Genomic DNA, 13,956 nt, shown 5'->3' on the forward strand with positions numbered 1-13,956 from the left:
ATACTCCTTTATTTACTCTCTTCTGTTGGTTCTGGTTTCCAGATATCTCCCTGCGGTTCTTTAGGACTAGCTGGTGTTGTACCTTGTAATGTTAAAACATAACTTGCTACTTGTGCACGCTCTAAAGGTTTTAATATTTGTTTCCAAGCAACCATACCTTTACCGTCTCTACCACCTTCTGATATAGTGTTAAAAACGTTTTTTATACCACCGCCTAAAAGCCAATATTCATCTGTAAGGTTAGGCCCTATACCACCACCACCATCTATAATATGACAAGCAACACAACTGGTTTCGTATATTTTTTTACCTGCCTTAATATCTGCAGCATCTGTTAGCACCTCTACAGTATTAACATCCACTAAGCCTTTAGCTGTTTTTTTGTATTCTTCTATTTCTATTTTGGCAGCAGCAACATCTTGCTCATATTCTAAAGCTTGGTCATAATCATTAAACACATGAAACCTTGCTAAATACACCACACCAAATATGATACCTGCATAAAAAAGGTACACCCACCAAGGCGGTAAATTATTATCTAACTCTTGTATACCATCATAATTATGATCTAAAATTATTTCATGCTCTTCTTCCATAGGTTTAGAACCTAATAGTTTAGCATATACTCTTTTACCCCATTTCCACTCAAACTTTTTAGTATCATCTTCTAAATACTTCTGTTTTGCTTCTTCTGGTAAGGTCTGAAACATTACATTCTCTATAGACCTAACTATTACTTCTGATGCTATTAAGATTAATAATACTAGTACTAAAAAACCTAAAACAATTGGGTAAGCAATAAACGCTGGTTGGTCACCAGAGTCTATAAAGTATTCCATCAATCCAAAAACGATAAAGAAAACTAGAGGTATCCTTATCCACCAAGGTGTCATATTTTTCATAGTATTATTCTTTTGTTAGGTTGGTTTTATCATCATCTTCTAGAGGTATATTACTTACCTCTTTAATATGCTCTTTTGTTGCTGTAAACACCCACCAGAAAAGTATGGTGAAAAACACAAAAAATATAAGTAGCGATATCATAGGATAGGTTGCTATACCTTCCATACTCTCCATATGACCTTTTATAAACTTTAGCATAATTTTATTTTTTAGCGGTTGTTTCTTCTGAGTTTTTTATTTTAATATCTGTACCTAAACGCTGTAAGTAAGCTATTAGAGATACTATTTCTCTGTCTCTCATTTCTACAAAAGGTTCGCCGTTATTTTTAGCATATTTTTTATCTGCTTCATAACTTTTTGCAAAATCTGGATCTGAATACAAGTTTTTCTCAATTTTAGTAGCCTGTACATCCATAGATTTTTCTGCGTTAGCAATATCTTCTTCTGTATATGGTACACCAAGGGTTACCATTGCTTCCATTTTAGCTTTAATATTACTTCTATCGTGCTCATTACGAACAAGCCATTGGTAAGCTGGCATTATAGAACCAGATGAGGTACTTTGCGGATCATACATATGGTTTAAGTGCCAATTGTCTGAATATTTACCACCAACTCTTAATAAATCTGGACCAGTACGTTTACTACCCCATAAAAATGGATGATCGTATACAAATTCTCCTGCTTTGGCATACTCACCGTAACGCTCTACCTCTCCTCTAAACGGACGTACCATTTGTGAGTGACAACCCACACAACCTTCTCTTATATATAAATCTCTACCCTCTAACTCTAAAGGTGTATATGGTTTTACACTAGTTATGGTTGGTATATTAGATTTTACCAAAATAGTTGGTATAATTTGTACTATACCACCAATTAAAATAGCTACAGTTGCCAATATTGTTAACTGTACTGGTTTGCGCTCTAACCAAGAGTGGTATGTTTCTCCTTTTGTTCTTTTTTTAGATACTCTGGTAAGTGGAGCAGCTTCTGCTAACTCATCCTCTACTTTTTGTCCAGAACTCACTGTTTTAAACACGTTAAATAACATAATAAATGCACCTAATATGTACATACTACCACCAATTGCACGCATCCAATACATTGGTATAATTTCTTTTACAGTTTCTAAAAAGTTACCGTAAACCAACGTACCATCTGGGTTAAAATCTTCCCACATCAAAGCTTGTGTAAAACCTGCTACATACATTGGTAATGCATATAAAATAATACCCAAAGTACCAATCCAGAAATGCGCATTAGCTAAACCTGTAGAGTGTAATTTTGTTTTAAACATTTTTGGTACCAACCAGTAGATCATACCAAAAGTTAAAAATCCGTTCCAAGCTAAGGCACCAACGTGTACGTGTGCAATAATCCAGTCACTAAAATGCGCAATTGCATTTACATTTTTCAATGATAACATAGGACCTTCAAAAGTTGCCATACCGTAACCAGTAATAGCTACTACCATAAATTTAAGTGTAGGATCTGTACGTACTTTATCCCAAGCCCCACGCAAGGTCAAAAGTCCGTTTATCATACCTCCCCATGAAGGAGCAAGTAACATAATAGAAAACGCTACACCTAGATTTTGTGCCCAATCTGGTAAAGAAGAGTACAATAAATGGTGTGGTCCTGCCCATATATATATAAATATTAAAGACCAAAAGTGCACAATAGACAACCTGTAAGAATACACAGGCCTGTTTGCTGCTTTAGGAACAAAATAATACATTAAGCCCAAAAAAGGTGTTGTTAAGAAAAATGCAACAGCATTGTGTCCGTACCACCATTGCACTAAGGCATCTTGTACACCGGCATAAACAGAGTAACTTTTTAATCCGCTAACTGGCAATTCCAAACTGTTAAAAATATGTAATACAGCTACAGTAACAAATGTTGCCAAGTAAAACCAAATTGCAACATATAAATGTCTTTGTCTTCTACGTAGCATTGTACCAATAAGGTTCCAACCAAAAGCTACCCAAACTACTGCAATAGCAATATCTATTGGCCACTCTAGTTCTGCATACTCTTTAGATGTACTATACCCTAATGGTAAAGTTATAGCTGCAGCAACAATTATAGCTTGCCAACCCCAAAAGTTAAAATTACTTAACCCATCACTAAACATACGTGCCTTTAACAAACGCTGCGTAGAGTAATATACTCCCGCAAAAATAGCATTACCTACAAAGGCAAAAATTACTGCATTTGTGTGTAGTGGTCTTAACCTACCAAAACTTAACCATGAAATACCATCGGTTAAATTTGGAAAAAGAAACATAAAGGCCAATAACAGACCCACTGACATACCTACAATACCCCAAAATATTGTAGCGTAGAGAAATTTCTTTACGATTTTGTTATCGTAATAAAACTGTTGTACTTCCATAATTTAATTCATCTTAGTTTGTTCGATTTTTTTATTCTCTAGAGTTTTAGAGCTCTTTTTTACTAGTTCATCTTCAAAAAGCATACGTACAGACGGTGTATAAGAATCATCATACTGACCACTCTTTACCGATACTATAAATGCTACAAAGAAAAACAGCGCTACTACAATACTTATAGTTAGCAACACATAAATTACACTCATACCTACCTGAATTTATAAGACAAAAGTAACGGCAATGCATTTTATAGAATATGATATATATCATACTTTACAGAAATACAGAAAAAATATATGCACTCTAAAAACTGTTAAGGTTACAGTGTAAATGTGCCCATCATTTAAAAGCTAGTATATTTGAAAAATCATTAAAAAAAAGAGAACTATAATGAAGTTATTGAAAAATACATTTTTTATTGGATTACTAATTTTTATACAGCAAGCTAACGCACAACAATTTGATTTAAGTGGAGAGTTAAAACCCCGATTTGAATACAGAAATGGCTATAGCACTTTAAATTCTGACGCTGTAGATCCTGCTTCTTTTGTATCGCAAAGAACAAGGCTAAATTTTGCTTATAAAAGCGAAGAGTTTAATGCCTTTGTAGCAGCACAAAATGTTAGAGTTTGGGGAGACAGAGCTACTTTAGCTACCACAGATGAAAACGGAATTACACTACAACAAGCTTGGGCAGAAGTTACCACAGGGAAATTTAGTTTTAAATTAGGTAGACAAGAAATTGCTTACGACGCGGAACGTATTTTTGGCGGTGCTAACTGGAACCAACAAGGGCGTAGCCACGATGCCTTTAAAATAAAATTTATGGCAGACGCTAATAACAGAATAGATGTTGGCTTTGCTTTAAACGAGACTTCACAATCTATTTTTGAGGAAGAATACACGTTAAACAATTATAAAAACTTTCAGTACTTATGGTACAACACCAAATTTAATAGAGTTGGGTTAAGCTTTTTATTTTTAAATACTGGTTTTGCTTTTGATGATAATAACGAACAAGAAATAGCATACAACCAAACTATAGGATTAACAACTGCTATAAATGAAAATAAATGGAGTGCAGATGCTTCTGTATACTACCAAACAGGAAAAATTGAAAATACAGATTTGTCTGCTTTAAATGCAAGTGCAAATTTTAGCTATAATTTAAATTCTGAATTTTTACTTGGTCTTGGCGCAGAGTATATGTCTGGTACAGATATGAATGAAACAAATGGCAACTTAAACTCTTTTACTCCTTGGTTTGGCACCAACCATAGGTACAATGGTATAATGGACTATTTTTATGTTGGTAACCATAGTAATTCTGTTGGCCTGGTGGATATTAATGCTAAACTTAACTATTCTAAAAATAAATTCTCTGCTAATTTAGCTCCACACTTTTTTAGTTCTGCAGCTACTATTGTAAATACAAATGGTATAGAACAAGATAGTTATTTAGGTACAGAAATAGACCTTACTTTAGGATACAAGGCATCAAAAAGTATTTTAATAAATGCTGGCTACTCACAAATGTTTGCTTCTGACTCTATGGAGATTATTAAAGGAGGAGACGCCTCTAAAACCAACAATTGGGCTTGGGCAATGATAACTTTTAAACCACATTTTTTAACTTATACCAAAAATTAATTACAGTAATTTTTAATCTATTTTAAGAACAGAGGAGCAACTATATACTTTATAAGTTGCTCCTTTTTTTATATCAGTTTTTTACCCACCAAATTAGTAGCTATAGTAGTAAACAAAACAATACTTATAGAACTTAAAGGCATTAAAATAGCTGCTATTACCGGCATTAACTGTCCTGTTGTAGCAAAATACAACCCAATTAAATTATATAATAAAGAAAACCCAAAACTAAGTTTTATAATTTTCATTGCACTTTTTGATGCTTTTATATATTGATATAGTTGTTTAAATTTTGATGCATCCAAAATACCATCACACGCAGGTGAAAATACATTTACATTTTCAGATATAGCAATGCCAACATCACTCTGTGCTAAAGCACCAGCATCATTTAAACCATCACCTACCATAAGTACTTTCTTTCCCTGCTTTTGCAAACTCTTAATAAAATCTAATTTATCTTCTGGTTTCTGATTAAAATATAGTGGTGTCAATTTAGGTAATAAAGCTTCTAATCTTTCTTTCTCCCCTTCATTATCACCAGATAAAACGCCTAAATCTAGTGTTTTTTGCATTTTAGAAAATAACTTAGACACACCATCTCTGTATTGGTTAGAAAAAACATATCGTCCTTTATAATCATCATTACTACTAATATACACCGCAGTGTTTTCTTGACCATTTACAGTCCCATTTCCTGCAAAATTTGCAGAACCCACTTTTATATTATCATCTTCTAAAATACCAACTATACCTTTTCCTAAGTGCTCGTGGTATTCATCTAAAGTTAAAATATCTTGCTCTGCTAACAAGTTATAAAGTGTTCTACTTAAAGGATGGTTAGATGCCCTTAACGTATTTTTTAAAAGCGATTCTTCACTAGCGCTCAATGCTAGCCCCTCATAACTTGCTGTGCTCTTTTGCGCTGTAGTTAGTGTTCCTGTTTTATCAAAAATAGCCGTAGTTAATTGCGCCAACTGCTCTATTGTTTGGGTGTTTTTTAGATAGAATTTTTTACGCCCAAAAATACGTAACATATTACCTAATGTAAAAGGTGCCGCCAATGCTATTGCACAAGGACAAGCAATTATTAAAACTGCAGTAAAAACATTCATAGCCTTACTACTTTCTATAAACATCCAAATAAATGTAGCTATAAAAGCAATACTTAAAACAGCTACCGTAAAACGTTGACTTATTTTATCTGTAATGGTTTGGAACTTACTTGTTTTATCTTCAGAAAAAACCGAATTACCCCACAGTTGCGTTAAATAACTTTGCGATACAGATTTTAAAGCTTCCATTTCTATTGCTCCTTGCAACTGCTTGCCACCAGCTAAAATTTTGTCTCCAGATGCTTTTTTTACAGCTTCAGATTCACCTGTAACAAAACTATAATCTATACGTGCATTACCTTTTAACACAATCCCATCTACGGGTATTAATTCTTCATTTCTAATTAAAAGTCTGTCTCCTTGTTTAATATCATAAACCTGTACTGTCTCTTCTTTTCCACCAGATAAAATTCTGGTTACAGCGATTGGAAAGTATGATTTATAATCTCTCTCAAAAGATAAAAATGAATATGTTTTTTGCTGAAAAAATTTACCTAATAACAGAAAAAATATTAATCCGGTTAGGCTATCAAAAAAACCAGTTCCCCAGTCAAAAGCAATTTCTAATGTACTACGCACAAAAAGCACCAAAACACCTAAAGCAATTGGTACATCTATATTTAATATTTTAGAAGAAATACTTTTATATGCTGATATTAAATAGTCTTGTGCTGAATAAAAAACAACAGGTAATGAAAAAGCAAACATTAACCACCTAAACACATTTTTATACTGGTCTAACCAAAACTCCTGCACCTCAAAATACTCTGGAAAAGACAAAAACATAACATTACCAAAAGCAAAGCCCGCAACTCCTAATTTATAGGTAAGACTACGATCTACGTTTTTTTTACCTTTGTCATAATCATCTAAAGAAATATAAGGCTCGTAACCTATTTTTGCCAATAATATAACCAATTGTTTTAAGCTTAACTCCTCTGGATTGTATGCAATACGTACCATTTTTTTAGGAAAATCTACTTGAGAACTACTTACTGCTTTCTGTAATTTATTCAAATTTTCTAACACCCAAATACAAGAGCTACAATGTATATGCGGTATGTAAAGATTTACTATTTGGTGTTTTTTTTCATTAAACTCTATAAGCTTCTCTAAAATCTCTGGAGTATCTAAAAAATTGTATTTCCCCTCTACCTCATTTGGTGTTGCACCTGCTGCAGATTGCAGGTCATAGTAATATGACAAATCGTTTGATTCAAAAATCTCAAAAACTGTTTTACATCCATTACAACAAAAATTCTTATCTTTAAAAACAATGGGTAAGGTGTCACAGTCATCTCCGCAATGAAAACATTTTTCTTTAGTCATATTTGCAACTTATTAAGCTTAAAACAAAGGTCTATTAAAGCTGAATTTTAAAATATGACAAATGTCAGGTTTTGCTTATTGTAGATACCGTAAATTTGTTGTGTTAGGTAAAAACATTATTATGAGTAGGTGTGAAAATTGTATTATTCGTCAGTTTAATTCATTACGAGCTATGAGCAAGGATGAGTTAAAAAAGGTATCAGACACTAAAGTTTCTAAAACCTTTAAAAAAGGTGATGCAATTTTTGAAGAGGGAGATAGGTTAGATGGTGTTTTTTGTGTTAGAGATGGTGTCTCTAAACTATCTAAATTGAGCTCTAACGGTAAAGACCAAATAATTAAACTTGCTACTAAAGGAGAAATATTAGGACAACGCTCTGTTATTGCAGAAGAATCTGCAAATTTAAGCGCAGTAGCCATTAAAGATATGGATCTTTGTTTTATTCCTAAAGAAAGTATTTTACACACATTAAATACCAATCCTAATTTTGCTGTTGAGGTACTACGCCATATGGCTAATGATTTAAGAGAGGCCGATGATGTTATTGTAAATATGTCTCAAAAAACAGTAAAACAACGTATTGCTGAAGCTTTTATTTACTTAAAAACAGAGTTTGGTGAAGACGAAAATGGGTTTTTGCTACTAAGTTTAAGTAGAGAAGATATGAGTAATGTTGTTGGTACTGCAACAGAATCTACTATTAGAATTATATCAGAATTTAAAAAGAAAGGTATGATTGAAACTTCTGGCAAAAAAATACGCATTACAAACCTTGACAAACTACAAAGCGTCGTAAGCGGTTTATAATATTTTATTACACTCTTATTTTAAAACTGATAAATGTCATAGTTTACGGTTACAACTACTTCTATTTTTACATCAGATATTTTAATATAGTTTGATGAAAAATATACTTTTACCCACAGATTTTTCAGAAAATGCAACTAATGCAATTTCTTATGCTCTTGAGCTTTTTAAAAATGAAAGCTGTACTTTTCATATATTAAATACTTACGTGCCAGCCATACCACATAGCAGGTTTATGGCAGAAAACTCTAAGACATTAGTTTTAGAAAAAGATACGGAAACGGCATCTAAAAATGGTTTAAAAAAAACAATAGAACGCATAAACCTTAAACACAAAAATCCGCTACATAATTACAGTACTATTTCTTCTTTTGATTTGCTAACTCATGAAGTTATAGACATTATAAAAAAAGAAAATATAGATTTTGTAATATCTGGCACAAAAGGTATAACTAATTTTAAGCGTGTATTTGTAGGTGCAAATACAATGCGAATTGTAAATGCTATTAAAGATTGTCCAGTTTTAGCTATTCCTAACAATTACAATTTTCAAAAACCAAAACAATTGGTTTTAGCTACAGATTTAAAAAGGAGTTTAAGTCCAGAAGCTTTACAAGCAATACTATTTATTGCACAAATGTACAATTCAACGGTACACATTCTTCATTTAAAAACTGATACTACTTTAGATGATTTTCAAAAATCAAATTTAAAAATTGTTCAAAACTGTTTAGCATCGGTACAACTAAAACTACACTTATTACCGTTTTACGCCAATAAATCTGAAATACTAAGTCAGTTTATAAAAGATTACGCAATAGATACTTTGGCGTTGGTTTATAACAACCGTAGCTATTTAGAAGAATTAATACAAGAACCTGTTTTACAAGAAGCAGACCACCACACTAAAATTCCGTTATTGGTTTTACCTAGCTAACCATTAGCTATAAAAAAAAGCGAAAGACATATATCTTTCGCTTTTATTAATATTTTTTTTACTGATTAAAAACGCCAACGTACAAATGCTTCCATTGCTGCGTAGCGTGCCATTCCCAACTGGTCATAAATAGATGCAGTTTCTTTATTACGATCTTCTGCTCTTTGCCAAAACTCTCTACTATCTGCGCCCTGAAAAACTACACCATCTTTTTGAGATTGATGTTTAAAAATACCGCGTCTTTTTTCTAATACCTGGTCTGGCCCCATTGGCACAGCCATTTCTATTTCATCTATTCCCCACTCTTGCCAAGCTCCCCTGTATAACCAAACCCAACAATTACTCATATATGGTTCTGACTTTAATCTTTTTACTGCTTCAAAAATAGCATCTAAACATACTTTGTGTGTGCCGTGTGGATCTGCTAAATCTCCTGCTGCATAAATTTGATGTGGTTTTACCTGTGCAATTAAATTCATTGTTAATTGTACATCATCCTCACCAACAGGATTTTTTTCTATAGCTCCCGTTTCATAAAAAGGAAGGTTCATAAAATGAATTTGATCATCATTTAAGCCTACAAAATGGCTTGTAGCCCTTGCCTCTCCTTTTCTTATTAAACCTTTTATATAACGTACCTCTTCTATATCTACTTCACTAGCTTTTTTATTGGCTAAAAATTTAGCCGCTTTAGCAAAAATCTCTTCTGCTCTTTTGTCTTCAATAGAAAATTTCTCGTTATAATCGCACACAAAACTAGCAAAACGCAAAGCCTCATCATCTGCTACTGCTATATTACCAGATGTTTGATATGCTACGTGTACTTCATGACCTTGTTCTACCAATCGTTTAAAAGTACCACCCATACTAATAATATCATCATCTGGGTGTGGACTAAAAATTAGTACTCGTTTTTTTTCTGGTGTGGCACGTTCTGGCCTGTTACTATCATCTGCGTTAGGTTTACCGCCTGGCCAACCCGTAATTGTATTCTGCAGCTTATTAAATATTTTTATATTGATGTCGTAAGCCGGACCAGAATCTGCCAACAAATCGCTCATACCATTTTCTATATAATCCGCATCTGTAAGCATTAAAACTGGCTTATTTAAGCGTAATGCTAAACCTAACACTGCCTTACGTATAAGTTTATCTGTCCACTCTACTTTTTCTACCAACCAAGGAGTATCTACTCTTGTTAGTTTAGAAGCCGCTTCTTTATCTAAAACAAATACAGCATTGTTATGTTCTTGCAAAAAAGACGCTGGTACTTTATTTGTTACTTCCCCTTCTACAGACTGGGCTATAATATTAGACTTACCCTCTCCCCAAGCCATTAGAATTACTCTTTTGGCTTCCATTATTTTTTTTACTCCTAATGTTATTGCTGTTCTTGGTGTATTACTTAAACCTCCAAAATCTTTGCTTGCTGCAACTCTAGTAATATGGTCTAACGCTACTAATCTTGTTTTAGAGTTTTGTAAAGACCCAGACTCATTAAAACCTATATGACCATTACCTCCTATACCCAAAATTTGTAGATCTAAACCACCAGCTGCTTCAATTTTAGATTCATAATCACTACAGTATTTAGAGATGTTTGTTTTGGTTAAAGTACCGTCAGGAATATTATAATTTTCTGGTAAAATATCTACTTGGTCTAAAAGTAGTTCTTTCATAAACCTAACGTAGCTGTGTATAGAGTCTGGCTCCATAGGGTAATACTCATCTAAATTAAATGTAACTACGTTGTTAAAACTTAGCCCCTCTTCTTTATGTATTCTTACTAATTCTGCATATAAACCTTTGGGCGTAGAGCCTGTAGCTAAACCTAATACGCACCTTTTATTCTCTCTCTGTTTTTCTCTAATTAAATTTGCAATTTCATTTGCTACGGATTTTGATGCGTTTGTAGAGTTTTTAAAAACAACCGTATTTATATTTTCAAATCTTTTTTCAAAACCTGTAGCCTTATCAATATTACTTTTTAACATGCTCTTTTAATTTATTTTGGGGTTAATTAAATCAAAGATTAAAAGTCTTTTTATATAATTTGATAGTTTTTAGACAAACACCATGTTTGGTGCACTATAGGTTAAAAAAAATCAATAAAAAGTATTTTTATTATGCATAACATTTATACTAATCATCTAGTATTACTTTTACTAAGTTATAAATACTGACTCTAGAAGTAAAGCAATAAACAATCTAATCACAAAAACTTAACAATTAACATAACACAATATTATAAAGTTAGTACTGCGTTAAAATTAAAAAAGCTTCTAAAATGTTAAATACATTTTAGAAGCTTTTTTAAAAATTTAGATTTAAAAGTACTACTGTTTTTTAGCAGACTTTTTAAATTTATATGTTACACCTACATTAATACCAAAAGAAGAATAAGGTACTTTTTGTGATAATTTTTTAGACGGATCTGTATTGTCATTTCTTAACTCATCTACATAGTTGGTTTTTTTAACATAACCTGGAGGCAAGTTATCTAAAGTATAAACACCTTCTGCAACCATATTACCATCTGGAGTAAATAAGTTAGTATTGAACTCTTGTAATTCAGAATCCTTACGCTTTAAGCTAATACCGTAGTATTCTGCTTCTACGTAAATACTAAAGTTGTTATCTATAGGAAACTTATACCCTAAGGCACCAACAAAACCTAATGGAAACTTACCGTGATAATCTTCTACATAATTAGTTTCTGAATAAGAACCTTCAGGAAGACTATATGGAGCTCTCTCTTCTTCTGATAATAATGTACTATTAAAAACTACAGCTTCTGTTTTACCTGCTACTTTTAACAAAGCACCAACACGACCATAAAAGTTATCTGTAAACTTATAAGCTACAGCAACAGTTGCCCCAAAAGCTCTACCTCTAGCAATTGCATCTACATCTACTCCTGGTACAGTTGTTTTATTTATTGTATGATCTGCACCATTTAAGTAACCTACACCTAAGTCTAAACCAACTTTTTCATTAAAAAAATAAGTTCCTCTTAGTTGAAAGTTAACACCTTCACCATAACTACCATAAGTATTCTCTACACTTGTTATTGTTGTTTCTGTTCCTAATTTCATTTCGGCGCTTCCTATTGCATAACCTGTACCTGCCGAAATTTCAAATTGAGCATAAGACATAGTACTAATTAAAATACCGACTAATAATATTACTCTTTGTTTCAAAATATATAGTTTTAAGTTAATATAACGTAAAGGTAGAAAAAAGGTAATTTAAGAAGTATTAATTTAATGTAATTTCTTACGTTTAACAGTAATATTGATAATTTGATAATAATTAACATAATTTAAGAAAATATACCCATTAAAACCCTTTAAAAACGCTGTTAAACATTGAATATAAATGATTACTTATTTTTACAGAATATATACTAGAAAGTATTATTTACTTGCAAAAAAACATATTTGTAGCTTATAACTTACAAAGTTATAAAACATTTTAACTTAAACTCATAACAGAAAAATATAATTTACTGATTACCAAAACTGTAAAAAGAAACTTTAAATAAAAAACAATTAAATAAATTAGAATATTTATTTTTGCAAATTATATTCTAATGACGGTAACTAAAAAAAATATATCTTATTTTTTATTATCTCTATTTTTAACTTTAAAAATAGCAGGGTTACATTCTATTGCTCATCATATTGATGAAGTTGATACTGATATAGAACATTGTGAAATTTGTACCATTACAAATGCAGTTAATTTTATTCCTGCACTTTGCGCAGAGGAAACAATTAATTCAGTTTCGTCTAATTTGGTATTAATGCAAAAACAGAATTGCAGTTTTACAAATTCTGTTTATACAAAAAGTCATTACTTACATAGTCTTTTCACAAGACCTCCTCCATTTATTTAATAGCCACTCACTAACTTTTATTGATACCATTATGGTATATAATTTACATTTTTAACCTAATGTAAACTATACTACTATATAGCATATTTTAATGCTCATAATACTTCAATAGTATACAAAGGCTAACTTTTTTTTAAAAAAAATATAACGTAGCAATAAACTGCACATAATATGTGCTGGCAATTTATTACTGCGCCACAATTACAATTAATTTTAATAGAACACATATGCTTAAAGCTGTAAACTTATCTAAGTCTTACAATGGAAAAATTGCATTGAAAGATGTTTCCTTTGAGGTATCTAAAGGTGAAATATTTTGTCTACTAGGACAAAATGGAGCCGGAAAAACAACAACTATAAATATATTTTTAGGCTTTTTAAAGAAAGACGGAGGCAAAGCTTTTGTACTTGATAAAGAAGTTGGCAAAGACAATACTAGCAACCTTACTGCTTACATACCAGAAACAGTTCATTTATATGAAAACTTATCTGGTATAGAGAATTTAAATTTCTTTAGTCAGCTTGCTGGTTTTAAATACTCCACAGATGAGTTAACCTCTTTTCTTGCTAAAACAGGATTACAACATAACGCAATTAATAAAAGACTATCTACCTACTCTAAAGGTATGAGACAAAAAGTTGGTATTGCTGTAGCACTAGCTAAAAATGCAGAAGTAATTTTTATGGATGAGCCAACATCTGGCTTAGACCCAAAAGCTACGGCAGAGTTCACAAAAATTTGTAAAGAACTGGCTAAAATGGGCAAAGTAATTTTTATGGCAACTCATGATATTTTTAATGCTGTAGAACTAGGAACCACTATTGGCATTATGAAAGAAGGTGTTTTAGCACAACAACTAAAAGCTAGTGAAATTAGCGCAGAACAATTAAACCAACTATACTTAGAAACTATATAA

General features: G+C 31.9%; 12 protein-coding genes. 5 read left to right on the forward strand and 7 right to left on the reverse strand.

Features of this window, described 5'->3' with window-relative positions; translation table 11 throughout:
* Nucleotides 1-8: 8 nt before the first annotated feature.
* The 4 genes from Q4487_RS06100 to ccoS are packed head-to-tail and all read right to left on the reverse strand — an operon-like array spanning nt 9 to nt 3,508.
* Nucleotides 9-902 carry a cbb3-type cytochrome c oxidase N-terminal domain-containing protein gene (locus Q4487_RS06100; RefSeq protein WP_100893681.1) on the reverse strand — a complete coding sequence of 298 codons (894 nt, stop codon included), beginning with the start codon at nt 900-902 and terminating at the stop codon, nt 9-11.
* A gap of 4 nt (nt 903-906) precedes the next feature.
* A complete protein-coding gene (locus Q4487_RS06105) occupies nt 907-1,101 on the reverse strand; it encodes a CcoQ/FixQ family Cbb3-type cytochrome c oxidase assembly chaperone (RefSeq protein WP_077407023.1) in 195 nt (64 codons plus the stop codon).
* A gap of 4 nt (nt 1,102-1,105) precedes the next feature.
* Nucleotides 1,106-3,304, reverse strand: a complete 2,199-nt coding sequence (gene ccoN, locus Q4487_RS06110) for a cytochrome-c oxidase, cbb3-type subunit I (RefSeq protein ID WP_303540871.1) — start codon at nt 3,302-3,304, stop codon at nt 1,106-1,108.
* A gap of 3 nt (nt 3,305-3,307) precedes the next feature.
* Nucleotides 3,308-3,508 carry a cbb3-type cytochrome oxidase assembly protein CcoS gene (gene ccoS / locus Q4487_RS06115; RefSeq protein ID WP_100893683.1) on the reverse strand — a complete coding sequence of 67 codons (201 nt, stop codon included), beginning with the start codon at nt 3,506-3,508 and terminating at the stop codon, nt 3,308-3,310.
* A 184-nt stretch (nt 3,509-3,692) separates the two neighbouring features.
* Between ccoS and Q4487_RS06120 the strand changes: the two genes are divergently transcribed.
* Nucleotides 3,693-4,952 (forward strand): alginate export family protein, encoded by a 1,260-nt coding sequence (locus tag Q4487_RS06120; RefSeq protein ID WP_303540868.1) that lies wholly within the window; start codon nt 3,693-3,695, stop codon nt 4,950-4,952.
* A 68-nt stretch (nt 4,953-5,020) separates the two neighbouring features.
* On the opposite strand, the gene Q4487_RS06125 is transcribed toward Q4487_RS06120, so the two are convergent.
* Entirely contained in the window at nt 5,021-7,396 is a 2,376-nt protein-coding gene (locus Q4487_RS06125) for a heavy metal translocating P-type ATPase metal-binding domain-containing protein (RefSeq protein WP_303540866.1), read from the reverse strand.
* Nucleotides 7,397-7,517: 121 nt separating this feature from the next.
* Here Q4487_RS06125 and Q4487_RS06130 point away from each other — a divergent pair, with 121 nt between their 5' ends.
* The gene (locus Q4487_RS06130; protein ID WP_303540864.1) at nt 7,518-8,204 is read left to right on the forward strand and encodes a Crp/Fnr family transcriptional regulator; all 687 of its coding nucleotides are present in this window, start codon (nt 7,518-7,520) and stop codon (nt 8,202-8,204) included.
* Nucleotides 8,205-8,298: 94 nt separating this feature from the next.
* Nucleotides 8,299-9,141 carry a universal stress protein gene (locus Q4487_RS06135; protein WP_303540862.1) on the forward strand — a complete coding sequence of 281 codons (843 nt, stop codon included), beginning with the start codon at nt 8,299-8,301 and terminating at the stop codon, nt 9,139-9,141.
* A 65-nt stretch (nt 9,142-9,206) separates the two neighbouring features.
* On the opposite strand, the gene nagB is transcribed toward Q4487_RS06135, so the two are convergent.
* Together nagB and Q4487_RS06145 are read right to left on the reverse strand one after the other, a co-directional pair.
* Nucleotides 9,207-11,135 (reverse strand): glucosamine-6-phosphate deaminase, encoded by a 1,929-nt coding sequence (nagB, locus tag Q4487_RS06140; protein WP_303540860.1) that lies wholly within the window; start codon nt 11,133-11,135, stop codon nt 9,207-9,209.
* Nucleotides 11,136-11,477: 342 nt separating this feature from the next.
* A complete protein-coding gene (locus Q4487_RS06145; RefSeq protein ID WP_303540858.1) occupies nt 11,478-12,341 on the reverse strand; it encodes an outer membrane beta-barrel protein in 864 nt (287 codons plus the stop codon).
* Between the two features lie 392 nt (nt 12,342-12,733).
* Here Q4487_RS06145 and Q4487_RS06150 point away from each other — a divergent pair, with 392 nt between their 5' ends.
* Nucleotides 12,734-13,039, forward strand: a complete 306-nt coding sequence (locus tag Q4487_RS06150) for a hypothetical protein (protein ID WP_303540856.1) — start codon at nt 12,734-12,736, stop codon at nt 13,037-13,039.
* Between the two features lie 227 nt (nt 13,040-13,266).
* Nucleotides 13,267-13,956, forward strand: a complete 690-nt coding sequence (locus tag Q4487_RS06155) for an ABC transporter ATP-binding protein (protein WP_303540854.1) — start codon at nt 13,267-13,269, stop codon at nt 13,954-13,956.

Origin of the sequence: Cellulophaga sp. 3_MG-2023 (assembly GCF_030546975.1) — a bacterium.
Taxonomy (GTDB): domain Bacteria; phylum Bacteroidota; class Bacteroidia; order Flavobacteriales; family Flavobacteriaceae; genus Cellulophaga.

Bases quoted from the DNA above. Each gene is read 5' to 3' on its own strand.
- Q4487_RS06125 (WP_303540866.1), bottom strand. From the start codon at position 7,396: ATGACTAAAGAAAAATGTTTTCATTGCGGAGATGACTGTGACACCTTA.
- Q4487_RS06130 (WP_303540864.1), top strand. From the start codon at position 7,518: ATGAGTAGGTGTGAAAATTGTATTATTCGTCAGTTTAATTCATTACGA.
- ccoN (WP_303540871.1), bottom strand. From the start codon at position 3,304: ATGGAAGTACAACAGTTTTATTACGATAACAAAATCGTAAAGAAATTT.
- Q4487_RS06100 (WP_100893681.1), bottom strand. From the start codon at position 902: ATGAAAAATATGACACCTTGGTGGATAAGGATACCTCTAGTTTTCTTT.
- Q4487_RS06155 (WP_303540854.1), top strand. From the start codon at position 13,267: ATGCTTAAAGCTGTAAACTTATCTAAGTCTTACAATGGAAAAATTGCA.
- Q4487_RS06105 (WP_077407023.1), bottom strand. From the start codon at position 1,101: ATGCTAAAGTTTATAAAAGGTCATATGGAGAGTATGGAAGGTATAGCA.
- ccoS (WP_100893683.1), bottom strand. From the start codon at position 3,508: ATGAGTGTAATTTATGTGTTGCTAACTATAAGTATTGTAGTAGCGCTG.
- Q4487_RS06120 (WP_303540868.1), top strand. From the start codon at position 3,693: ATGAAGTTATTGAAAAATACATTTTTTATTGGATTACTAATTTTTATA.
- Q4487_RS06150 (WP_303540856.1), top strand. From the start codon at position 12,734: ATGACGGTAACTAAAAAAAATATATCTTATTTTTTATTATCTCTATTT.
- nagB (WP_303540860.1), bottom strand. From the start codon at position 11,135: ATGTTAAAAAGTAATATTGATAAGGCTACAGGTTTTGAAAAAAGATTT.
- Q4487_RS06135 (WP_303540862.1), top strand. From the start codon at position 8,299: ATGAAAAATATACTTTTACCCACAGATTTTTCAGAAAATGCAACTAAT.